Origin of the sequence: Bradyrhizobium barranii subsp. apii (assembly GCF_011516635.5) — a bacterium.
Lineage (GTDB): Bacteria > Pseudomonadota > Alphaproteobacteria > Rhizobiales > Xanthobacteraceae > Bradyrhizobium > Bradyrhizobium barranii.
This window is the reverse complement of sequence record NZ_CP096255.1, coordinates 1751069-1774129: the sequence shown is the minus strand read 5'-3', so window position 1 is coordinate 1774129 and position 23061 is coordinate 1751069. Positions and strand designations below refer to the sequence as shown.

Below are 23061 nucleotides of genomic sequence, written 5' to 3'. Positions count from 1 at the left end.
ATGCAGACGTGCATGGTTCGCTCAATTCGCATGCGCTGTGCGCAGTCTTGAGTCAGTTCGCCGCAGCCCGGGCGTTTGCTCCGCGTTAAATCGCAAAGACTATTCGTGGAGGTCACGCCTCGCATCCGAACGAGACCGGCCGCCGATGCTGACCCAAGCGCTTCTCGTTGATGACAGCCGCTCTGTCCTCAATTTCCTGAAACGTCATATCGAAGCCGACGGCCTGGTCGAGGCCACGACGTTCCTCGATCCCGTCGAGGCGCTGGCTTGCGCACGCGAGCGCGTCTTCGACCTCGTGCTGGTCGACTATGAGATGCCGCATATGGACGGCATCAGCTTCATCCGCGCCTTCCGCGCCCTGCCCGGCTGCGCCGACGTCCCGATCGCAATGATCACGTCGCGACAGACCGATGACGTCAAGATGGAAGCGCTGCAGGTTGGTGCAACCGATTTCTTACCGAAACAGCCACAGAGCGTCGAGATGACGGTGCGGCTGCGCAATTTGGTGCGCCTTGGTGCAGCCGTGCGCAAGCAGAACGACCGTGCCGCCGATCTGGCGAGCGCGGTCGCGGCCGCGACCCAGAAACTCGGCGAGCGCGAGGAGGAGATCATCCTGCGGCTCGCGCTCGCGGTCGAATACCGCGACAACGACACCGGCGAGCACACGCTGCGGGTCGCCCGCTACAGCCGCATCATCGCCGAGCAGCTCGGCCTGCCACCCCGGCTCTGCCGCGACATCTATCTGGCCGCGCCCCTGCACGACGTCGGCAAGGTCGCCATCCCCGACCATATCCTCCTCAAGCCCGGCAGGCTCACCGACGATGAGATGGCGGTGATCCGCACCCATGCGACGATCGGCGAAAAGATTCTGGCGGACTCCAGCTGCGAGCTGATCCAGCTCGGTGCGCAAATTGCCGCAGGCCATCACGAGCGCTGGGACGGCGCGGGCTATCCGAACGGCCTTCAGGCAGACGAGATCCCGGTCGCCGCACGCGTCGTCGCGGTCGCCGACGTCTTCGACGCCCTGACGACGCGCCGGCCATATAAAGAGCCGATGCCGCTCGACGTGGCGCGCAACTATCTGGTCGAGAACCAGGGCCGGCAGTTCGACCCGGCCTGCGTCGAGGCCTTCCTGTCGCGCTGGGACGAGGTCGTGGAAATCGCCGCCGGTCAGCAGGCGACGCCGTATCAGAAGACCGAAGCCCCTCTCGCGCCCATTATAGAGTGTGCGGCAGAGAGCCCTGCGGTCGAGGACCGGTTGCCTGAGCCCGTCCCGGCCGCCTGACATGATCCATCCGGCAAATAGCTTGCCGCGGCTTCGCTTTTCTCCGGTCGCAGGTTTGAACCTGTTCCTGCTAGAGTGCACCAACAACCAAGAGTGATTCCGGTCACATTTGTCTGGACGCGCCGCTGCTAAGCATCGGACCAGAACGGGGACCGGCGATTTATCGGTCGAATTGGATGAGAATTCCCATGAGAAGCCTGATCAGCGCTGGTGTCGGCGCGTTCTGTCTTGCGGCCCCCGCTTTGGCGGAGACCCCTGCCGCGATCGTCGAGGACGTCCAAGGCAAGGTCGATGGCATCGCGTTCATGGACTATGTCGCGCCCGGCAAGATCATCAAGCTCGGGCCCAAGGCCAGCATCACGCTCAGCTACCTCAAATCCTGCCAGCGCGAGACCATCAGCGAAGGCGTCGTCCTGGTCGGCGCCGAGCAGAGCACCGTGCAGCTCGGCGAGGTCAAGCGCGAGAAAGTGCCCTGCGATACCAATGCAGCAAAACTGTCCGAGCGCGAGGCGAACCAGAGCGCCGCAACGACCTTCCGCACCATGCGATCGGACGCGAAGGGAGCGCCGCCGGCCAAGCTGCCGACGCTCTATGGCGTCGCCCCGCTGATACAGGCCAAGAGCGGCAGCACGCTGGTCATCGAACGCACCGACGGCAAGGAGCCCACGATCAGCGTGCCGCTCAAGAGCGAGATCATGGTCGGCGGCAAGTTCTACGACTTTGCCAAGGCCGGAAAGACGCTGACCCCGGGCGGCAGCTATCTCGCCATCCTCGGCGCCAAGCGCTACGCCTTCCAGGTCGATGCCAGCGCCACGTCATCGCCGACGCCGATCGTCGGTCGCCTGCTGCGGCTCGAATAGGCGGTCTGCGACGGGGCGATGCGGCGGCTCGGGGGACGGGACATCGTTGCGGCGATCCTGATTGCGCTGGTTGCGGGCGCGGTCTTCACGTCCCCGCCGCTTCAGACGCTGCAAGGTCTCTCGCTCGATATCCTCACGGCGCTGCGCTGGGAGCTTGTCGGCGATCGCCGCGATCCCGCCGATTCGCCGGTCGTCGTCGTGGCCATCGACGGCGAGACCTACGACACCCCACCCTTCAAGGGATCGCCGACGCAGACCTGGACACGCGAGATCGGCCGCGTGCTCACTGGCATCACCGACGGCGGCGCCAAGGTGATCGGCTTCGACGTCATCTTTCCAAGCTCGATCGAGCAGTCGGAAATCCCCTTCGGCGAGGCGCCGCTCGGCGCGCGCATGAGAGGGTTTGACCGGGACTACCTGATAGCGTTGCGGCAACTCTCCGACGGCGACAAGCTCGTGCTCGGCGAGATCCTCAGCAACGACCATCCGGAGAGGCCGTATCGTGCGCAACAATTGGCGGTGCGTACCAACATCCGCGCGCTCAATGTCCATACCGACGCGGACGATGTCATCCGGCGCATGCCACTCAGCTTCTCCATCGACGGCAAGCCGGCCCCCGCGATGGCAGTCGAGCTCGCCGCGCGCGCGCTCGGCGGAAAGCCCGCGATTGCGCCGTCCGGTGCGACCGAGCTGTCCGGCTATTCGGTCCCGAGCGCGGTGCCGAACACGCTGACGCTCAACTTCCGCGGAATGGGCCGCGACGTTCCGACCTATTCCTTCGCCGATCTGCGCGCCTGCGTCGAAAAAGGCGACCGCGATTTCTTCCGCCACGCCTTCGACGGTAAGGTCGTGCTGCTCGGCACCGCCCTGAACTTCGACGATCGCAAGCTCACCTCGATGCGCCTTGCGGGCGGATATGACGGGGCGCCGGCCGCGCGCTGTGCCCTGCCCGCCCCGGCAAGCACCGCACAGAAGGCCCGCAGCGACATCGCCGGCGTCTTCGTGCACGCCACCGTGGTGCGAAACCTGATCGAGCGCGATGCCGTGACTGAACTCGGCTTTCCGCTGCGAACCGTTCTCACCGCTATATTTGCAGCGGTCATCGCCTGCGCAGCCTGCATGCTCGCACCGAGCGGCGCACTGATTGTCTGGTTCGTCCTTACCGCCGCTTACACTGCCGTGACTGTTGGGGCATTCGTCCAAGCCGTGGCGCTGCCGCTGACCGAGCCCGCGCTCGCAAGTCTCGCCGCGCTCGCGATGATGATCGGCTACCGCTTCGTGCTGGCCGATCGCGACGAGCGCTTCCTGCGCCAGAGCTTTGCCTTCTATCTCGCGCCCGAAGTGATCAACACCATGGTTGCCTCCGGCAAGATGCCGGCGCTCGGCGGCGAGATGCGCAACGTCACCATGTTCTTCTCCGACCTCAGCGGCTTCTCCTCGATCGCCGAGACGATGACGCCGGGCGAGCTGGTGACCCTGATGAACGAGTATCTCTCGGCCATGACCGACATCATCGAGAGCCATGGCGGCTATGTCGACAAATATATCGGCGATTCCATCGTCGCGATGTTCGGCGCGCCGGCCGACGATCCCGCCCACGCGCGCAACGCGGTTCACGCCGCGCTGAAGTGCCACGAGAAGCTCGCGGAATTGAACGCCAGCAATCCCGCCTTCGCAAGCCACGGCCTGTCGCACCGCATCGGGCTCAACAGCGGCGAGGCCGTGGTCGGCAATATCGGCTCGCGCCGCCGCTTCAACTACACCGTGATGAGCGACACCGTGAACGTCGCCTCGCGCCTCGAGGGCGCCAACAAATATTACGGCACCGCCATCATGGCCTCGGAAACGACGATGGCGCAGACCGGCGACACTTTCGCCTGGCGTGAGCTCGATGCGATCAGGTGCTCGGCCGCGGCGAGGCAATCAAGGTGTTCGAGCCGCTGGCGGACAAGGGCGCAGAGAGCGCGGCGCAAACAAAGATGGCCGCGGCGTATGCGGAGGGGCTCGCCTCCTGGCGGGCGAGGGAGTTTGCGAAGGCGGCCGAGGCGTTCGACGGCGTCGCGAAGATCGACCCGGCGTCGGCGCTGTTCGCCAAGCGCGCAAAAGCCCTTGCCACAAATCCACCATCGCCAGAGTGGACGCCAGTCAATACGCTGGAAGGAAAGTAGCGGTTGTTTACTCTTCGTCAGAAGGCTCAAGGAATAACGTTCGCGGCACGCAACCTGCTGAAGAGATCGAAAAAACTGTCGTCCGTCGCCTGATATTCAAGGAAACCGAGCTTACGGCTCTTGCTCATATCGGTGACGACTTCGATAGGTCGGCCCAAGTCGGCATCGGTGTGCCATGCCGACGAAAGGACGGAGAGGTCTCTTTCGACGAGATCATACTTGAGCGCGATATCAGCCCATATACGACCTGAATCGGCAAGCTGACGCTCAAGCGGCGAAATTTCCTCTGGAAAGGGGGCAGGCTGCAACCCGAACCAGCCGGCCAGTCGCGCCCACATCCAGCTCCATCGGAAGACATCGCCATTTACGACGTTGAATGCCTGGTCTCGCGCGACCGTCGTCGTCGCAGCCCATTCCAGGTGCCGCGCCAGCAATCTGGCATCCGTCATATCCGCCAAGCCGGTCCATTGCATCGCCGAGCCTGGAAAGAGAAATGGCCGCCCCGTTTCTCGACAGATCGTCGCGTAGACGGCAAGCGTCGTTCCCATGTTCATGGCGTTGCCTATCGCATAACCGATGATCGTGTGCGGGCGGTGAATGCTCCAGCTGAAACCACCGCGCCTGGCCGCATCGAATAGTTCGTCCTCCTGAGCGTAGTAGAAGTTCTCGACATCGAGCCGCGGTTGCTCCTCGCGGAATGGCGTCGCGGGCAGCCTGCCTTTACCGTAGGACTCGAACGGTCCCAGGTAATGCTTTAGCCCGGTGACCAGCGCGACATGAGAAAGCGTATCTGCGCCGGAAAGTGCCCCCAGCACGTTGCGCACCATCGCAGCGTTAACGCGGATATTTTCCGCCTCGGTCGGCTGACGTAGCCATGTGGCGAGAAATACGTGAGTGGGACGAAGGCTCGCCAGGATGTCGCGAAGCGAGGCCGGATCCTGCAGATCGGCCGCGATGGGACGAACACCATCGAGGTCGCTTGGTGGGCGCCTTGCGAGCCCAAGCACCTGCCAGCCGCGATCGCTGAGATGGCGGGCGAGATTGCTGCCGACAATACCGCTGGCGCCGACCACAAGCGCTGTGTTCGTCATCGCTGCGCCCTCCTGTTCGGTTGAGGAGGTAGGAACGATCGCACAAGGCAACAGAGCATTTCGGCGTCCGTCACCACTTATTGAAAGGGAACCGGCCTGACGGGCGAACTCGCCTCGTGCCGCGGGGAGAGCTCCCCTTTGGAGCGGCAACGTCAGCTGAGCGGTCACAAACCGTCGCTAAAACGGCAGTCCCACGTAATTCTCCGCGAGCAGCCGCTGCGCCGTCTCGGACGAGAGCAGGTACTCGAGCTCCGTCTGCTGAAGCCGGTCCTCGTATTCGGAACGGTCGGGAAAACGATGCAGCAGCATCGTCATCCACCACGAAAAGCGCTGCGCTTTCCATATCCGCGCAAGCGCCTTGGCGGAATAGCCCGCAAGGCCGGAATCGTCGCCGTGCTGATAATGCGCAAGCATGGCGTGGTAGAGATAGTAGATGTCGGACGCGGCGCTGTTGAGCCCGCGCGCGCCGGTCGGCGGCACGATGTGGGCGGCATCGCCGGCGAGGAACAGGCGGCCGTAGCTCATCGGCTCGGCGACAAAGCTGCGCAGGGGCGCGATGCTCTTCTCGATCGAGGGCCCGGTAATCAGGCGGCCGGCGACCTCGTCCGGCAGGCGGCGCTTCAGCTCCGTCCAGAACGCATCGTCGCTCCAGTCCTCCACCTTGTCGGTCAACGGCACCTGGACGTAGTAGCGGCTCAGCACTTGTGAGCGCAGCGAGCAGAGCGCAAAGCCGCGTTCATGCTTCACATAGATCAGCTCGGGCGACACCGGTTTCGTGCGCGACAGCACGCCGAGCCAGCCGAACGGATAGACCTTCTCGTATTCGCGCAGCACGTCCTTCGGGATGGACCTGCGGCTGACGCCGTGAAAGCCGTCGGCGCCAACGACGTAATCGCAATCGATGCGGACGATCTCGTCGTTCGATCGATAGGTCACGTAGGGCCGGTCCGACGTCAGATCGTGTGGCGTCACGTCCTCGGCGTTGTGCACGACCTTGCCGCCGAGGCGATCGCGCGCCTCGTAGAGGTCGCGCGTCAGCTCGGTCTGGCCGTAGACCAGCACCGAATTGCCGCCGGAATGCTTGTGCAGGTCGATATGGGAGAGCACGCCGTCATGCGCGATCTCGAAACCGTTGTGGATCTCGCCCTCGCGGTCCATCCGCTCGCCGCACTGCGCCTCGCGCATCAACCTGGCGAAGCCGTGCTCGAGCACGCCGGCACGGATGCGGGCGAGCACGTGGTCGCGGCTGTATTTCTCCAGCACGACCGTATCGATGCCCTTCAGGTGCAGAAGCTGAGACAACAGCAGCCCGGACGGCCCACCGCCGATGATGCAGACCTGAACTTTCATTTTTACGTCCTCCCGTCGCCGCGTTTTTTACAGATGCGGCGCCGCAAACCGATGGAGGGTTTCGTCTTTGTCTTGTACTATTCGAACATGAGAACCGCAGCCTCAGCCCCGGCAATCCGGGTCTACAACCTCTTCGGCGAGTCCGGCGATCTGCCCGACGTCGTGCATTGCGAGACGATCGCGTCGCGCTCGGTGCTGCACGACTGGACGCTGGCCGTGCATCGCCATGCCCGGCTGCACCAGGTGCTGCTGATCGAGCGCGGCGGCGGCGAGGCGACGCTCGACGGGCGCGTGGTGCCGCTCCGGCCGATGCAGGTCGTCAACGTGCCGGTCGGCCATGTCCACGGCTTCCGCTTCGAGCCCGATACCCAAGGCTGGGTGCTGACGATCGCGGCGGAAATTCTGGACGAGGCACTGCTTGCCTCGGAAGGACTGCGCGGCGCCCTGTCCCGATCGGCCGTGGTGCGCGGTACGCCGCAGATCCGCACCACCATGAAGCAGATCTTCGCCGAGCACGCCGCGCGCGATTTCGGCCGCGCGCACGTGCTGCGTGCACTGTCGGCGGCCATGATCGGGCTGGTGGCCCGCGCGCTCACCAGCGAGAGCGGCGGCAACGGCACGGCGGAAAGCGGGCTGTTCCGCCGCTTCGAGGCGCTGCTGGAACAGCATCATCTGGAACGCTGGAGCGTTGCGGACTATGCAGGCACGCTGTCGATCACGCCGACCCATCTCAACCGGCTGACGCGGGCAGCGACCGGCGACACCGCCTCGCACCTGATCCTCAACCGGCTGATCCGCGAGGCGCGTCGCAACCTCGTCTACACCAATTTGCCGGTCTCGACGATCGCCTACGCGCTCGGCTTCGAGGATCCCGCCTATTTCAGCCGCGTCTATGCCGCAGCCACGGGCCTGTCGCCGCGCGCCTTTCGCGCCCAGCTCCATGGCGGCGAAGCTTGAGGCCATCCCACGTCGAAGAACCGGTCCCCGGGCGCGCACAACAATCCAGACATCGACGTGCGGCGCGCATTTGCGGCCGGCCGCATCCGTGATCGCGCCGGGCTGTCGAGATCCGAACCGGCGCGCCACTTACCTTCGTATAGAGCATCCAACCCTTTGGATACGCGCCGTTTACCTCCGTACAATTGAGCGTGGCATGCGCACGCCTTAACGTGACTGCATTCGGAATCCTGGCGCTGATAGCAGCAACCTCCCTTAACTGGCGCGGGACGGCCCCCCCCTCCGGCCGTCTGCGCCGCCTTTTTCCGCGGGCCATCGGCGACTTCGGTGTTTTCCGGCCGGCACACAGCCCTGGCGGCTGAACCTGCCGGCTTCAATGCGGAACTGGGGATTAGTGCATAATGTCTTCGCTTGAGAAGATTGCGGTCTTCATCGATGGCCCCAATCTCTATGCCGCCACCAAGGCGCTCGGTTTCGATAGCGACTACAGGCGCCTGCTCGGCGAATTTCACGGCCGAGGTACGCTGCTGCGAGCCTTCTACTACACGACCGTGAGCGAGGATCAGGAATACTCGTCAATCCGCCCGTTGATCGATTGGCTCGACTATAACGGGTATACCGTCGTCACCAAGCTCGCCAAGGAGTTCGTTGACGCCACGACCGGCCGCCGCAAGATGAGGGGCAGCATGGATGTGGAACTCGCCGTGAATGCCATGGAACTCGCCGAGCACGTCAATCAGATCGTGCTGTTCTCGGGCGATGGGGATTTTCGTTCACTGGTGGAAGCCGTGCAACGCCGCGGCGTCCGCGTGACGGTCGTCTCCACGCTTGCGAGCCAGCCTCCCATGGTGGCCGACGAACTGCGCCGGCAGGCCGACGTCTTCATCGATTTGACGGAGCTGAAGCCAAGAGTGGGGCGCGCCCCGGCCGAGCGGCCGGGATCGCGCGAGATGCGCCAGCAACCACCGCAAGCCACCACGCGCGGATCGATCAATCGAGGCGACCAGGTGGAATGATCCCGCGGGACGACCGCCGGATCGTCAGACGTCGAAGAACACCGTCTCCTCCGCCCCCTGCAGATTGATCGAGAAGGAGTACACGACCTTGCCGGCGCGCTCGCCGCGCGTGGCGATCAGCGTCGCGCGCCGCGCCGGCGGCTCGACCAGGTTGAGCACGGGGTCGGCGGCATTCGCGGCTTCTTCGTCGGAGAAATAGAGTCGCGTATTGAGACCGATGTTGATGCCGCGCGCGACGATCCAGATATTGACGTACGGCGCGCATTTGCGGCCCGCTTTGTCGATGATGGCACCTGGCTTGATGGTCTCGAACGTCACCAACCCGCTCTCGAAATCGGAGCCGGCGCGGCCCCAGCCGCGAAACTCCTCGTCCACCGGGCTGGCCGGGCGATCGGCCGGATGGTTATAGCGGCCGGTTGCGTTGGCCTGCCAGATTTCGAGCAGCACATCGCGCAGCGGCGTGCCGCTGCCGTCGAACACCTTGCCCTCCAGCGTGATGCGCTCGCCTGGCGTGTTCGGCGTCACCAGCACGTTGGAAAAGTTCTTCTCAAAAATGTCGAAGCCGGCCATGGCCGGGATCAGGCCGATATGAACGTAGGGCCCGGCGGTCTGCGAGGCGGTTTCCTTGAGATAGTCGAGCGGCTGCGGCATTGGCTCAATTCCCCGCGGTGCGATTTTCGAAATAGGTGGAACGCTGGCCGCGCAGCACGATGTCGAAGCGGTAGGCGAGCGAGTCGAACGGCGTCGAGGCGTTGAGGTCGAGCGGCGCCACGAGGCGGTCGAGCGCGTCCTTGTCCGGGATCGTCGTCAGGATCGGGCAGACCGGGATCAGGGGATCGCCCTCGAAATACATCTGGGTGATCAGCCGCTGCACAAAGCCCGAGCCGAACACCGAGAAGTGGATGTGGGCGGGACGCCAGCTGTTGACGAAGTTGCGCCAGGGATAGGGGCCCGGCTTCACGGTGCGGAAATAATAGTAGCCGGTGTCGTCGCTCAGCGCGCGGCCGCAGCCGCCGAAATTCGGATCGATCGGGGCGAGATAGGTGTCCTTCTTGTGCCGGTAGCGGCCGCCGGCATTGGCCTGCCAGAACTCGACCAGCGTGTTCGGCACGCCGCGGCCGGTCTCGTCCAGCACGCGGCCATGGACGATGATGCGCTCGCCGACGGGATCGCCATCCTTGGCGTAGTTGCGGATCAAATCATTGTCGAGCGGGCCGAGATCGTTGTGGCCGAACACCGGACCCGTGATCTCCGAGACCGAGTTCTCGATCGACAGCAGCGGCTGGCGCGGCGAGCGCAGCACCGAGGATTTGTAGCCGGGCGCATGCGCCGGCGGATGGATCGAATGGTCGCGCTGGAAGAAGCCGCCGTCGCGCGGCGTGAACGGCTCGGGTCGGTTGAGGCGGGGATCCTGCAAGGCTGGCGCCTAGACGTTCATCGGCGTTGTCTCTCCCTGTGGCGCCCGGGTCCGGGGGGCGCGGCTTATCGGGAGATCATGGGACGATCTATTCTCAAGATAAATAGATCGATTATAATGAATTACATGAAGGAAATCGATCATTTGGCGCTCGACGGCCACGCCCTCGAACTGTTCCTTGCCGTGCTGGAGGAAGGTTCGGTCACGGCGGCAGCGACGCGGCTCGGTCTGACGCAATCGGCGGTCAGTCACGGGCTGAACAAGCTGCGGCGGATCGCGGGCGATCCGCTGTTTGCCAAATCCGGCCGCGGCATCGTCGCCACCGCCCACGCCCAGGCATTGGCTGCGAAAGCGCGGGCGCTGATCGACGAGATGCGCAGCTTTGCCGGCGGCGTCACCTTCGAGCCGGCGCGCGCAGCTATCGCTGACGATCGCCGCCAACGATTTCCAGCGCGATCTGCTATTGCCGCGGTTCTTCGATCATGTCGCGGGACAGGTCAGGAGCCTGAACCTGCGCGTGATCCCCTCGCAGTCGCCGTCGCCCGCGATGCTGCGCGAAAACCGCTGCGATCTCATGGTCACGCCGCTGCCGCCATCCGGCGTGGACATCGTGCAGAAGCGGCTGCTCAGCGATCACTACGTCTGCTACTTCGATCCCAAGGCGCGCACCGCGCCGGCCGGCCGCAGCGCCTATCTCGCGGCACGCCACATCACGGTGGTCTATACCGACAACGAGCGGCTCGACTTCGACCGCCGGCTGGCGGCGAACGGCTTTCTTCGTGACATCGCCATCTCCGTGCCGAGCTTTTCCGGCGTGCCGCCCTTCCTGCGCGGCTCGCAGATGCTGGCCAGCATGCCGAGCCTGCTCGCCTCCGGTGTGATGCGCGGCTTTGCGCATGTACCGATTCCGCTGGCGTCGCGGACAAAGACGCTGGCCGAGCTGCCGATGTTCATGGTCTGGCATCAGCGCTATCAGAAAGACCCGGCCCATCGCTGGATCCGCGGCCAGCTCGAAACCGTGGCGGCAACGGCGGCCGGAGACTGAGCCTCGGTTACGGTTTCAGGGAAGTCTGCCCTTCGCCAAACCCACTGGTTGCGCGAGGGCCGCCACGCTAGAATTGTCCCATGACAGTGACCGATATTGCGAGCCGGACCTACAATCATAGCTGGCGGCTGGACCCCATCATCCGCAGCCTGCTGGATACCGACTTCTACAAGCTATTGATGTTACAGATGATTCGGGAGGACTATCCGGATCAGCAGGTGACCTTCTCGGTCATCAACCGCTCGCGCCATGTGCGGCTGGCCGAGATCATCGACGAGGGCGAGCTGCGTGCCCAGCTCGACCACGCCCGCACCATCCGCTTCGCCAAGAAAGAGCTGATCTGGCTTGCCGGTAACACCTTCTACGGCAAGACCCACATGTTCTCGGCGGACTTCATCCGCTGGCTGGCCGAATTCCGGCTGCCCGAATACGAGCTGCGCAAGGTCGAGGGCCAGTACGAGCTGCATTTCCACGGGCCCTGGACCCACACCACGATGTGGGAAATTCCGGCGCTCGCCATCCTCAACGAGTTGCGGTCGCGCGCCGCGATGAAGGGCCGCGGCCGCTTCGAGCTCGACGTGCTCTATGCCCGCGCCAAGGCCAAGCTGTGGACCAAGGTCGAGCGGCTGCGCCAGCTCGAGAATTTGCGGCTCTCCGACTTCGGCACCCGCCGCCGGCACGGCTTCCTCTGGCAACGCTGGTGCGTCGAGGCGGTGAAGGAAGGCCTGGGCCCGTCCTTCATCGGCACCTCCAACGTGCTGCTGGCGATGGACAATGATCTCGAAGCCATCGGCACCAATGCGCATGAGCTGCCGATGGTCGCGGCTGCGCTTGCCAAGGACGACGAGGAGTTGCGCTGGGCGCCCTATCGCATTCTCGACCAATGGCGCCAGACCTATGGCGGCAATCTCCTGATCGCGCTGCCCGACGCCTTCGGCACCAAATCCTTCCTGCGCGATGCGCCGGAATGGGTCGCCGACTGGACCGGCTTCCGCCCCGACAGCGCACCACCGATCCAGGCCGGCGAGGAGATCATCGCATGGTGGGAAAAGAAGGGCCGCAACCCCAAGGACAAGCTGCTCGTCTTCTCCGATGCGATGGATGTCGGCTCGATCGAGGAGACCTATCACCACTTCTCCGGTCGCTCGCGGCTCTCTTTCGGCTGGGGCACCAACCTCACCAATGATTTCGTCGGCTGCCCGCCGGACGGCTCGTTCAATCTCGATCCCATCTCGCTGGTCTGCAAGGTGTCGTCGGTTGACGGCCACCCGGCCGTCAAGCTCTCTGACAATCCGGAGAAGGCGACCGGCATGCCATCCGAGATCGAACGCTATTTGCGCGTGTTCGGCGACGCTGGCCGGGTGCGCAAGCCGGTGCTGGTCTAGCGCCGGACCAAACTCTCTCGATCAGGTAAACCGCGCAGGACGAATGCGAGGCATTGGTTCGCCACGACCGCATCGGTTCCGGTTCGTCGGCATTTGCAACGATCTGCGGGCATCCGCTTCACGACGCTTTCACCCTGCAGTGCAGTCGCCTGCGTCCTTGGGGTCGAGTTAAGCAACTTTCCCCTCTACTTGGCGTTGCAGGCGCGACGCTCCGGTGGGGTCGTTGATCGATTTGGGGAATGCAGGGTGTTTCGCAGAACAGCGACGTCGACGAAGGGGCGTAGTTTCCTTCACGTCATCAAACTTGTCTCGCCATTCGTGATGGTCGTCGTGCTCCAGGCAACGATCGCGGGATTCAGCCTCGAGGTGATGTCATCGGTCCGCGCCTATGTCGCGGGCGAAGCAATGTGGTCGCGGTCACAGAAGAACGCCGTCTATTTCCTCAATCTCTATCTGCATTCAGGCGAACCCAGCCAGTTCACCCACTACCAGGCGTCCCTTGCCGTTCCCATCGGCGATGAGTTCGCGCGCTGGGCACTCGAGCGCGATCCGGTCGACGTCGAGGCCGCCCGCGTCGGGTTTCTGCAAGGCGGCAACCATCCCGATGACGTTCCGGGATTGATCTGGCTATTCCGTTATTTCAGCCGCGTCAGCTTCCTCCAGGAAGCGATCCACGAGTGGGCGGCCACCGATCCCATGCTGCTGGAGCTCAGCGTGTTCGGCGAGGTCATCCGGTCCGAGCTGGCGCACGGACCCATTGAGGACCGCGACCGCCTGCGGCTGCTGTCGTCGCGGCTCTCGGAGCTCAACACGCAGTTCACGGTGCATGCAAAGCGGTTCTCGACTGTCCTCGGCGAAGGCTCCCGCGCCATCAAGGTAACGCTGACGTGCATCAACATCGTGGCGGCCGCGACGCTGATCCTGCTCCTGATCTGGCACACGCGGCGCTTGATGCTGCAACGACAAGCGTTCGAGGATGCGTTGCATGCCGAGAAGGAGCGCCTGGCATGGCAGGCATCGCACGACTGGTTGACCGGCCTGTCCAACCGCCGCGCCTTCGAGGCGCGCCTGCAAAGCGTGCTGGACACGACCGCGGCGGGTTCGCTGGGCCTGATCCTGCTCGACCTCGACCAGTTCAAGAGCGTCAACGACACCTGTGGCCACCTCGCCGGCGACCGCCTGCTCTGCCAGGTCTCGCGCCTGCTGCAACAGGAGCGGGGACCGCATGATCTGGTGGCCCGGCTCGGCGGCGACGAATTCGGCCTGATCCTGCCGCAGTGCTCGCCCTCGACCACCGTCGATATCGCCGAACGCCTGCGCAGATCGCTCGAGCTGTTCACCTTCGCCTGGGACGATCGTTGCTTTGCGGTGACCGCCAGCATCGGCGTCGCCTGTATCGCGGACGGTAACACCACGCTCGAGGACGCCATGCGGCGCGCGGATGCCGCCTGCTACCGCGCCAAGGAAAAGGGGCGCAACCGGGTACAGGCCGACAACGGCAGACCGGACGTCGTCGTCGTTGCCCGCCCGCGCGAGGCCGTCGCAGCGCGAGGCTGATAGCCGTCCGCTCGCAATTTCATCTCGACGGTCCGGGTGCCATCGCAATCGGGGTTGAGTTCGCCTCAGGCCCACCCGATGGCGCCCCGATCCACCCCGGCGCACCAGACAATACAGTGACACGGCGCAGTTGTGACGTGGCGGCCACATGGCTCTGAAAAAATGGCGCTCTTCGCATTCGGACACATCACATTGCGCGCCGGTCCACGATGGCCGGGACCTCTCTCGCTAAGCATAGCACCGACCGATGCTGCGGGCGCGAATCCGCCCGGACCGCGCCGCGAGAGGAGTTTGGAAGTGCCTTGGAATCATTTGATGACCCCGCGCAATATCGTTCGTGCGACGACGTCCCGGCGGCGTGCGGTTCTCTTGAGCACCGCGATCGGAGCCCTCGGTAGCTCGCTGCCCTGGTTTATCATGCCGGCGGAAGCGGCATGTGTGATTACCGGGGCCGGCTCGCAGACGGCGCTTCAGTCAGGCGACTCAATTACCTGCATCGGGATGGGCAATACCCTGGTAAGAACAGCGTCAGGGGTCAGCGGCGTCACCGTCAACGTCGGCGACGGCAGCCCGACATCCCTGAACGACCCTGCCTTAGCCGGCATTGTCTTCGACACGACATCGAATAGCGCGATCAAGGTTCTCGGCAATGCGTCGGTCGCGCCAGCCAACAGCGACGGCATCATCGTGTCAGGCGGCGGCAACAATACAATCACCGTGGATGCGGGTGCCGCAATTGGATCACCGACCGTCGGCACGACGGCGCTCGGTCTGGCCGGTTCGAACAACAACATCGTCTTGATCGGAGGTACGGTTGGAAGCGGCGCTGCCGGAACCGCCGGCATCGGCATCTTCGGCGGGTCAGCAGGCAATCAGGTGAACATCCTGTCGAGCGGCATTGTCCAGGGCAACGGCCCCGCAGCCATCGATCTCAACGGCGCGGCGAGCGGCAACACCATCAACAACGCCGGCACGATATCGAATGCCTCGGGCACTGCAATCTTCGGCTCGAACAATCAGGACACCATTATCAACTCAGGCGCGATCAGCAGCAACGGCGTCAGCATTGCTGTCGACCTCAAGGACGGCAACGATGTCTTCGAGCTGCGCGCGGGATCGAACATCACGGGCTGGGTCGTGGGCGGCAACGGAGCGGACACGTTGCGCCTGGGCGGGACCGCCAACGCTGCGTTCGACCTCAGCACATTCGGTGCGTCCAATCAGTTCCGGGAATTCGAGGCTCTGGAGAAGACCGGCAGCTCGACCTGGACGCTGAACGGCTCGACGACCGAAATCGCGAGCATGAATGTCCTGGCCGGCACCGTCGAGGTGAACGGCTCGATGCCCAACATCGCGACGACCGTCAGCGCGGGCATCCTCAGCGGTAACGGCGCGATCGGCAATATCACGGTGCTATCGGGCGGCACGGTCTTGCCCGGCAATCTCGGTACGCTGACGAGCTCCGGCAATGTCACATTCAACGCCGGCTCGACCTACGCGATCTCCGTCACCGCTACCGGACAATCCGAGAAGATCCTCGCGGTCAGCGCAGCGTTGAACGGCGGCACCGTCGCAGTCAACACGATCGCCGGCGCCTATAACCCCTCGACGCAATACACGATCCTCAGCACGACGACTGGCGTCACCGGCAGCTTCTCGGGCGTGACCGTTAGCGGATACAATCCGCAGCTCTTCGCTTCCTCCCTCAGCTATGACGGGTTCAGCGTCTTCCTGACGCTCAACTACAACAACGCCGCATTCCTCTCCCTCGCCCAGACGCAAAACCAGAAGGCCGTGGCCGGCGCCTTGAGCGCGTTCGGTCCCAACCTGCCGTTCCTCTCCTCCTTTGCAGGCCAGAGCGACGCCCAGCTCCGTTACAGTCTCGATCAGCTCTCGGGCGAAGCTGCGACCGGCGCGCAACAGGGCGCGTTCCAGTTCACGAGCCAATTCCTCGGCCTCATGCTTGATCCGTTCGTGGGTGGACGCAGTGGCATGAGCACCGGCGACACGGCATTCGGCTTCAGCCCCGAACGCGCCGCGCTGCCGGACGATATCGCCCTCGCCTACAACAAGGTGCTGGGGACGCCGGCCGTGAAAGCGCCGGCCTTTGCTGAGCGCTGGACGGCCTGGGGCACGGCGTTCGGCGGCACCAACCGCACCAGCGGCGACCCCGTCATGATCGGCAGTCACGACCTCGGCGCGCGCGCCGGCGGCGTCGCGGCCGGCGCCGATTATCATTTCGGCCGCGATGCGCTGGTCGGTTTCGCACTGTCGGGCGGCGGCACCAAATGGGACCTCGCGCAGGCCATCGGCGGCGGCAAGAGCGATGCAATCCAGGCCGGCGTCTACACCGCCGTGCGCACAGGGCCGGCCTATTTTGCCGCCTCTCTCGCCGTGGCCAATCATTGGATGTCGACAGATCGGCTCGCACCGTTCGGCAACCAGCTCACCGCCAAATTCGACGCGCAAACCGTCGGAGGCCGCATCGAAGGCGGCTATCGCTTCGCCACGCCGATTGGCGGCCTCACGCCATATGTGGCGGCGCAGGCGCAGGCTTTTCGCACACCGACCTATACCGAGGCCGATCTGGCCGGCAGCGGCTTTGGCCTGACCTATCGGGGACGCACGGCCTCCGACACACGGAGCGAGCTCGGCGCGCGCTTCGATCGCGCGACGCTGGTCACGCCGAACTCGGTCCTCACGTTGCGCGGCCGCGCGGCCTGGGCCCATGATTGGGTGAGCGACCCGACGCTCGTCGCTGCATTCCAGGCGCTGCCCGGCGCGAGCTTCATCGTCAACGGCGCAACGCCGGCAAAGGACACCGCGCTCGCATCCGCAGGTGCCGAGCTGAAGTTTTCGAACGGCGTTGCCCTGTCGGCGAAGTTCGACGGCGAGTTCGCTGCGCGCAGCACCACATATTCCGGCACCGCGAGCCTGCGATACGCGTGGTAGCCGCTTGGCCTCCTCAAGGCGACCGTGCGCCGACCGACACGATCCCGAGGCCGGCGAGATGCGTATCGACGAATTGCTCGACCTGCTGGCGCAGCATCTGGGGCGGCACCGCCACCATGCGCTCCTCGAGGCCGAGCGAGATGATTCCGTGCACGGCGGAAAACAGCGTGCGCGACAGCAGCGCGATCCGTACGTCGTCCGCATCCGGTAGCAGCCGCACCAGGGGTGGATGCATCAGCGCGAAAGCGTCCATCACCATCTGAAGGATGTCGTCGGGATAAGGACGGTCGTCCTCCATCCGATGCTCGAACAACGAGCGCAGCAGGTTTGCGTGCTCGGCGAAAAATTCGAAATAGGTCGCGGCCAGTCCGTAGAGCTGGCGAACGGGATCTTCCCCCGGGACCTCGCCAAGCCGCACCGTGAGCGCCTGAACCGTCTCCCGATTGACCGTCAGGATCACCCCGTCGAAGTCGCCGAATTCGTTATAGACGCTGCCCACCGAGCAATTGGCGGCCTCCGCAACGTCACGAACTTTCAATGATCTCAGTCCCTTAGCTGAAATAATGCCGCGGGCGATCTCCAGGATCTGGAGCCTCCGCCGATTTTTTTTCTGGTCGCGTGGCGATTCTTCTTGAACATTGTTCATTTTCAAACTACTCATGTGAACATTGTTCAAATTAACCCGGAGATCTGCAAAATGCAAACCCTCGCTGTTGATATCGCCTCCACCTTCGTCGACGACGCCGCAGCTCTCGTGACTGGCCTTGGCCGGGCCGTCCTGAAGTTCGTGATGGCGCCGGTCGATCGCATCGCAAATGCCTGCGACATTGCCGGCGTGCTCACCGAGCGCCGCGCGACCTTCCGGATGTGGCGGGCGAGCCGCGCCCGTAGCCGTCACGCGGGCCGCCGGTTCAGCCGGCTCGGCCGCCTCTCGCCCTTTCGCCACCTCGCTCATCTCACCTGAGGCGGGCGCACCCGGGACGTTCCGGTCGGCTCGAATGCAAGACCCGGTTGCAAGGAAGGACTTACCATGTCCCGACATTCGCAGCCGATGTCGCGGCCTTTGGCGATGCGGTTCAACTTTTCCTCATCGCTCCGCGCGGTATCCGGAAAAGCGCGGCCGGTCCGTCCGAACCACGGCTGCGACCAGATAATTGCGAACCTAACGAGACCATTTGGAGACCAACAGGATCGGAAGGATCGAGGGGACAGAGCAGGCCGGCGACCGTCGTCATCCAGCCATCGTTCGTCCCGTAAGCTTCCGGTCGTGACGCCTCACCGACAACGTAACAATCTCAGGCTGCCTTCCCAAAACAGGACTTGTCATGATCAGGGAATTGATGTCGTCACGCCGCTTCGCGCCGCTGTTCTGGGCGCAATTTTTCTCGGCGCTCAATGACAACGTGCTCAAGAACGCACTCGTCATCATCCTGCTTTACAGTGCTGCAACCGGTCACGGCGATGCGCTGGTGACGGTCGCAGGCGCCGTCTTCATCTTCCCCTATTTCATCCTGTCGGGGCTCGGCGGCCAGCTCGCCGACAAATACGTCAAATCCGTCGTCGCGCGGCGGCTCAAATTCGCGGAGATCTTTGCGGCGGCCTTTGCCGCCGCCGGCTTCTTCCTGCACTCGGTGCCGCTGCTGTTCACGGCGCTCGCGCTGTTCGGCACCATCGCCGCCCTGTTCGGCCCCGTGAAATACGCCATGCTGCCGGACCAGCTCGAACTCGGAGAGCTCGCAACCGGCAACGCGCTAGTCGAAGGCGCGACTTTCATGGCCATCCTGCTCGGCACCGTCGCCGGCGGCCAGTTCGTGGCCGGCTCCGCGCATATGGGCTGGGTTGCATCGGTCGTGGTCGTGCTGGCCTTGCTGTCCTGGGCCTTCGCCTCCCGCATTCCGCAGACCACGCCGTCGGCACCCGACCTGCCCGTCACCGCCAATCCCTGGACCTCGACGGTCGGCCTGTTGAAGACGCTCTACGCGGACAAGCGGCTGTGGGACGGCACCGTGATCGTCTCGTGGTTCTGGCTGGTCGGCGCCATCGTGCTGTCGCTGCTGCCGGCGCTGGTCAAGGAGGTCGTCGGTGGCACCGAAGGCGTGGTGACACTGTGTCTTGCGACTTTCGCGATCGGCATCGCCATCGGCTCGCTGTTCGCGGCCAGCCTGAGCCACGTCCGCCCGAACCTCGCGCTGGTGCCGATCGGCGCCATCATCATGGGCTTTGCCGGTCTCGATCTCGCCTGGGCCATCGCCGTGACCACCAAGGGGCAGGACATCGCCGCGGCCGACTTCGCGACCTCGTTCGCCGGGCTGCGCATGCTGATCGACTTCGTCGCCTTCGCGTTCGGCGGCGGCCTGTTCGTCGTTCCCTCCTTCGCTGCCGTGCAAGCCTGGTCGGCACCGTCCGAGCGCGCCCGCATCATCGCCGCCGGCAACGTGCTGCAAGCCGCCTTCATGGTAGCAGGCTCGCTGTTCGTCGCGCTGTTGCAGGCGGGCGGATTGCATGTCGGCTGGATCTTCTTCGGCCTCGGCGTCGCCAGCTTCGGCGCAGTGTGGTTCGTGCTGACCAAGTGGGGCAAGGAAGGCGTCCGCGATTTCGGCGGGCTGCTGTTCCGCGCGCTGTTCCGCACCGAGGTTCGCGGGCTCGAGAACCTGCCGCCTCCGGGCACGCGCATGCTGATCGCGCCCAACCATGTCAGCCTGATCGACGGCCCGCTGCTGCACGCCGTGCTGCCGATCGACGCCAGCTTCGCGGTCGATACCGGCATCTCCAAGGCCTGGTGGGCCAAGCCGTTCCTGCGCGTCGTCAAGCACTACACCATGGACCCGACCAAGCCGCTGGCCGCCCGCGACCTGATCAAGCTCGTCGCCGCCGGCGAGCCCGTGGTGATCTTCCCGGAGGGACGCATCACCGTCTCCGGCTCGCTGATGAAGGTCTACGACGGCACCGCGATGATCGCGGACAAGGCCGATGCGGTGGTCGTGCCCATTCGCATCGAGGGCGCGCAGCGCTCGCATCTCAGCTATCTCAACGGCAGCCAGATCAAGCGCTCGTGGTTCCCGCGGGTGACGGTCACGATCCTGCCGCCGGTCAAGCTTCCGGTCGATCCGACGCTGAAGGGCAAGGCACGCCGCAATGCCGCGGGCGCCGCACTTCAGGACGTGATGATCGATGCGATGGTCAAGAACGCCATGCTCGATCACACGCTGTTCGAAGCACTCGGACACGCCTATCGCGATCGTGACACCGGCAAGGTCATCATCGAGGACGCGCTCGGCACCAAGCTGACCTATCGCAAGCTGATCCTCGGCGCGCAGGTCTTGAGCCGCAAGCTCGAAGCCGGCACCACGGCCGGCGAGAATGTCGGCGTGCTGCTGCCGAATTCCGCAGGCGTCGCCGTCGTCTTCATGGCGCTGCAAAGCATCGGCCGGGTCCCGGCCATGCTCAACTTCTCGGCCGGACCGGTCAACGTCCTCGCCGCCATGAAGGCCGCACAGGTCAAGACGGTGCTGACCTCGAAGGCCTTTATCGAGAAGGGCAAACTCGACAAGCTGATGGCCGCGATCTCCGCGGAGGCCCGCGTCGTCTATCTCGAGGACGTCCGCGCCTTGATCGGTAAGGCCGACGAGATCAAGGGGCTGCTCGCGGGCACTGCGCCGCGCGTCGCCCGCCAGGCCGACGATCCGGCTGTCGTGCTGTTCACCTCGGGCTCGGAAGGCACGCCCAAGGGCGTGGTGCTGTCCCATCGCAACATCCTTGCGAATGCGGCGCAGGCGCTGGCCCGGGTCGATGCCAACGCCAATGACAAGGTGTTCAACGTGCTGCCGGTGTTCCACTCGTTCGGGCTGACCGGCGGAATGATGATGCCGCTGCTCGCTGGCATTCCGATCTACATGTACCCCTCGCCGCTGCACTACCGCATCGTGCCGGAGCTGATCTACCAGACCGGCGCCACGATCCTGTTCGGCACCGACACCTTCCTCACCGGCTACGCCCGTTCGGCGCACGCCTACGACTTCCGCACGCTGCGCCTGGTGATCGCCGGCGCGGAGGCGGTGAAGGATCGCACCCGTCAGGTGTTCATGGAACGCTACGGCATCCGCATCCTGGAAGGCTACGGCGTCACCGAGACGGCGCCGGTGCTGGCGATGAACACGCCGATGGCCAACCGCCCCGGCACCGTCGGCCGCCTGTCACCGCTGATGGAAAGCCGCCTCGATCCGGTCCCCGGCATCGAGGAAGGCGGACGCCTGTCGGTGCGCGGACCGAACGTGATGCTCGGTTACCTCAGGGCCGAAAACCCTGGCGTGCTCGAACCGCTCGCCGAGGGTTGGCACGACACCGGCGACATCGTGGCGATCGACCCGGCCGGCTTCATCACCATCAAGGGCCGCGCCAAGCGCTTCGCCAAGATCGCGGGCGAAATGGTCTCGCTGTCGGCCGTCGAGAGCATCGCGACGGCGCTGTGGCCGCAGGCCGCCTCGGTTGCCGTGTCGATCCCCGACCAGCGCAAGGGCGAGCGCATCGTGCTGCTGACGACGGAGAAGACCGCCGAGCGCAGTGCGATGCAGGGGCAGGCCAAGGCGATCGGCGCGTCCGAGCTGACCGTGCCCGCGGCGATCATGGTGGTCGACAAGGTGCCGTTGCTCGGCACCGGCAAGACCGACTATGTCACGGCAACGACGATGGCCCGCGAGCAGGCGTCCTCGCCGGAGCGCGAGGTTGCGTGAGATCCAGCCCACGTCCGTCGCACCGGCTAGTGCGCGGTGCGACGGCGTGGTCCTGCTTCACGGCATCGGGGTCGGTTCCTGGACGCTGAAGAAGGTGGATCGAGCGTTGCAGCGTCACGGCTTCGCCACGCTCAATCTCGACTACCCCAGCCGCAAGAAGCCGCTCGAGGAGCTTGCGGAAGACATCCACGCGCCGGTCGCCGCGTTTGCAAAGCAATGCGACGGCGCGATCCACTTCGTCGCCCATTCCATGGGCGGGCTGCTCGCCCGGGTTTACATCGCGAGATATCGTCCGGTGCGGCTCGGCCGCGTCGTGATGCTGGGCACGCCCAACGGCGGCAGCGAAGTCGCCGATCTCTTGAAGGACCTCTCGCTCTACCGCGCTGTTTCGGTCCAGCCGGCTCGCAGCTTTCGACAGCCCAGCCCCCTGTGCTCGCCGCCCTGCCGCCTCCCGATTATGCGATCGGCGTCATCGCGGGATGCCGCACCATCGCGCCGATCGCCTCGGCCTTTGTCCTGCCGCGGCCCAATGACGGACGGGTTTCAGTCGCAAGCGCGAAACTGGCCGACATGGCCGACCACATCGTCGTCAAGGCATCGCACACCGGACTTCCACGAAATGCCGTCGCGATCGAGCAGACGATCGCGTTCCTGCACGACGGCCGCTTCAATCCGATCACTTGAGCAGGAGATAGCGAACCGGGTTGTCGTCGCACTGCCCCGCGCCGCACTCCAGCACGGTGGACAAGAGATTGGCGGCGACCAGCAACGCAAAGATCGCGAACACCGCGTTCGATGCCGCGCCGTTCAAAGGCGCGTCCCCGTCTCGCTTGCCGGTCACATCCTTCAGGATGAAGACGAGCGCGACATAACAGACGATCCCGATCGCCGCGATCAGCGCCCAGGTGTAGAAATGCAGCCCGAACAGCGCCGAGCCATATCCGGGATCGCCGGGCGCAAGATGTAGCGACACCTGCCGCATCGAGATGAAGCCGGTGACGAGGCTGGAAACGAGAATCATCGCGTAGTGCGACGGCCGCTCACCGAGGCGGAGGTTGAACAAAAACCCCATGCCGATCGCGATGAACCCGGCCCTTTGCAACAGGCAAAGCGGACAGGGCAGCTCGCCGAGCGCAAGCTGATAGGTGAACGCCACCGTCAGGATCAACGAGATCCCGAGCAGCCCAAGCATGTTCAGGATCGCGCCGACCGGCCGTTGCTCGCTCATCTCTGCAGTGCCCATCTCGA

16 protein-coding genes and 3 pseudogenes are annotated in these 23061 nt (G+C 64.6%); 13 read left to right on the top strand and 6 right to left on the bottom strand.

Annotated elements, in window-relative coordinates; translation table 11 throughout:
• Positions 1 to 145 precede the first annotated feature (145 nt).
• From HAP41_RS08370 to HAP41_RS08360, 3 genes and pseudogenes are all read left to right on the top strand, one after another.
• Positions 146 to 1285 carry a response regulator gene (locus HAP41_RS08370; protein WP_166103651.1) on the top strand — a complete coding sequence of 380 codons (1140 nt, stop codon included), beginning with the start codon at positions 146 to 148 and terminating at the stop codon, positions 1283 to 1285.
• 188 nt (positions 1286 to 1473) lie between these two features.
• A complete protein-coding gene (locus HAP41_RS08365; protein WP_166103654.1) occupies positions 1474 to 2145 on the top strand; it encodes a hypothetical protein in 672 nt (223 codons plus the stop codon).
• Between the two features lie 18 nt (positions 2146 to 2163).
• Positions 2164 to 4313 (top strand): annotated as a pseudogene (locus HAP41_RS08360) (CHASE2 domain-containing protein).
• 26 nt (positions 4314 to 4339) lie between these two features.
• Here the strand turns inward: HAP41_RS08360 and HAP41_RS08355 are convergent.
• Both HAP41_RS08355 and pobA read right to left on the bottom strand, forming a co-directional pair.
• Entirely contained in the window at positions 4340 to 5404 is a 1065-nt protein-coding gene (locus HAP41_RS08355; protein WP_166103657.1) for an SDR family oxidoreductase, read from the bottom strand.
• Between the two features lie 177 nt (positions 5405 to 5581).
• Positions 5582 to 6754: a 4-hydroxybenzoate 3-monooxygenase gene (gene pobA / locus HAP41_RS08350; RefSeq protein ID WP_071916282.1), complete on the bottom strand. Its 1173-nt coding sequence runs from the start codon at positions 6752 to 6754 to the stop codon at positions 5582 to 5584.
• Positions 6755 to 6805: 51 nt separating this feature from the next.
• Between pobA and HAP41_RS08345 the strand changes: the two genes are divergently transcribed.
• The gene (locus HAP41_RS08345; RefSeq protein ID WP_166106135.1) at positions 6806 to 7711 is read left to right on the top strand and encodes a helix-turn-helix domain-containing protein; all 906 of its coding nucleotides are present in this window, start codon (positions 6806 to 6808) and stop codon (positions 7709 to 7711) included.
• Between the two features lie 401 nt (positions 7712 to 8112).
• Positions 8113 to 8727, top strand: coding sequence for a LabA-like NYN domain-containing protein (locus HAP41_RS08340; protein WP_166103660.1), 615 nt, complete (start codon positions 8113 to 8115; stop codon positions 8725 to 8727).
• A 24-nt stretch (positions 8728 to 8751) separates the two neighbouring features.
• Here the strand turns inward: HAP41_RS08340 and pcaG are convergent, their stop codons facing one another.
• On the bottom strand, positions 8752 to 9378 hold the full coding sequence (pcaG, locus tag HAP41_RS08335) for a protocatechuate 3,4-dioxygenase subunit alpha (protein ID WP_166103663.1): 627 nt from the start codon (positions 9376 to 9378) through the stop codon (positions 8752 to 8754).
• A 4-nt stretch (positions 9379 to 9382) separates the two neighbouring features.
• Complete coding sequence (gene pcaH / locus HAP41_RS08330) at positions 9383 to 10144, bottom strand: protocatechuate 3,4-dioxygenase subunit beta (RefSeq protein ID WP_166103666.1); 762 nt, start codon at positions 10142 to 10144, stop codon at positions 9383 to 9385.
• Between the two features lie 117 nt (positions 10145 to 10261).
• On the opposite strand from pcaH, the pseudogene HAP41_RS08325 reads away from it, so the two are divergent.
• From HAP41_RS08325 to HAP41_RS08310, 4 genes and pseudogenes are all read left to right on the top strand, one after another.
• Positions 10262 to 11189, top strand: a pseudogene (locus HAP41_RS08325) (LysR family transcriptional regulator).
• An 80-nt stretch (positions 11190 to 11269) separates the two neighbouring features.
• Positions 11270 to 12574: a nicotinate phosphoribosyltransferase gene (gene pncB / locus HAP41_RS08320; protein ID WP_041955082.1), complete on the top strand. Its 1305-nt coding sequence runs from the start codon at positions 11270 to 11272 to the stop codon at positions 12572 to 12574.
• A gap of 246 nt (positions 12575 to 12820) precedes the next feature.
• Positions 12821 to 14131 (top strand): GGDEF domain-containing protein, encoded by a 1311-nt coding sequence (locus HAP41_RS08315; RefSeq protein WP_135215520.1) that lies wholly within the window; start codon positions 12821 to 12823, stop codon positions 14129 to 14131.
• Positions 14132 to 14446: 315 nt separating this feature from the next.
• The gene (locus HAP41_RS08310; RefSeq protein WP_224580913.1) at positions 14447 to 17083 is read left to right on the top strand and encodes an autotransporter outer membrane beta-barrel domain-containing protein; all 2637 of its coding nucleotides are present in this window, start codon (positions 14447 to 14449) and stop codon (positions 17081 to 17083) included.
• 13 nt (positions 17084 to 17096) lie between these two features.
• On the opposite strand, the gene HAP41_RS08305 is transcribed toward HAP41_RS08310, so the two are convergent.
• On the bottom strand, positions 17097 to 17729 hold the full coding sequence (locus HAP41_RS08305) for a TetR/AcrR family transcriptional regulator (RefSeq protein ID WP_175618566.1): 633 nt from the start codon (positions 17727 to 17729) through the stop codon (positions 17097 to 17099).
• 51 nt (positions 17730 to 17780) lie between these two features.
• On the opposite strand from HAP41_RS08305, the gene HAP41_RS50310 reads away from it, so the two are divergent.
• The 4 genes and pseudogenes from HAP41_RS50310 (at position 17781) to HAP41_RS50705 (ending at position 22497) form a co-directional block, all read left to right on the top strand.
• On the top strand, positions 17781 to 18047 hold the full coding sequence (locus HAP41_RS50310) for a hypothetical protein (RefSeq protein WP_166103670.1): 267 nt from the start codon (positions 17781 to 17783) through the stop codon (positions 18045 to 18047).
• A gap of 361 nt (positions 18048 to 18408) precedes the next feature.
• Entirely contained in the window at positions 18409 to 21813 is a 3405-nt protein-coding gene (locus HAP41_RS08300; RefSeq protein WP_166103673.1) for an acyl-[ACP]--phospholipid O-acyltransferase, read from the top strand.
• Positions 21752 to 22333: pseudogene (locus tag HAP41_RS08295) on the top strand (esterase/lipase family protein); the annotation flags it as partial. The gene HAP41_RS08300 and the pseudogene HAP41_RS08295, both read left to right, overlap by 62 nt.
• Positions 22243 to 22497, top strand: coding sequence for a hypothetical protein (locus tag HAP41_RS50705; protein WP_414643367.1), 255 nt, complete (start codon positions 22243 to 22245; stop codon positions 22495 to 22497). The pseudogene HAP41_RS08295 and the gene HAP41_RS50705, both read left to right, overlap by 91 nt.
• Here the strand turns inward: HAP41_RS50705 and HAP41_RS08290 are convergent.
• Positions 22490 to 23056, bottom strand: coding sequence for a disulfide bond formation protein B (locus HAP41_RS08290; RefSeq protein ID WP_071916291.1), 567 nt, complete (start codon positions 23054 to 23056; stop codon positions 22490 to 22492). The genes HAP41_RS50705 and HAP41_RS08290 overlap by 8 nt on opposite strands.
• Between the last annotated feature and the right edge of the window lie 5 nt (positions 23057 to 23061).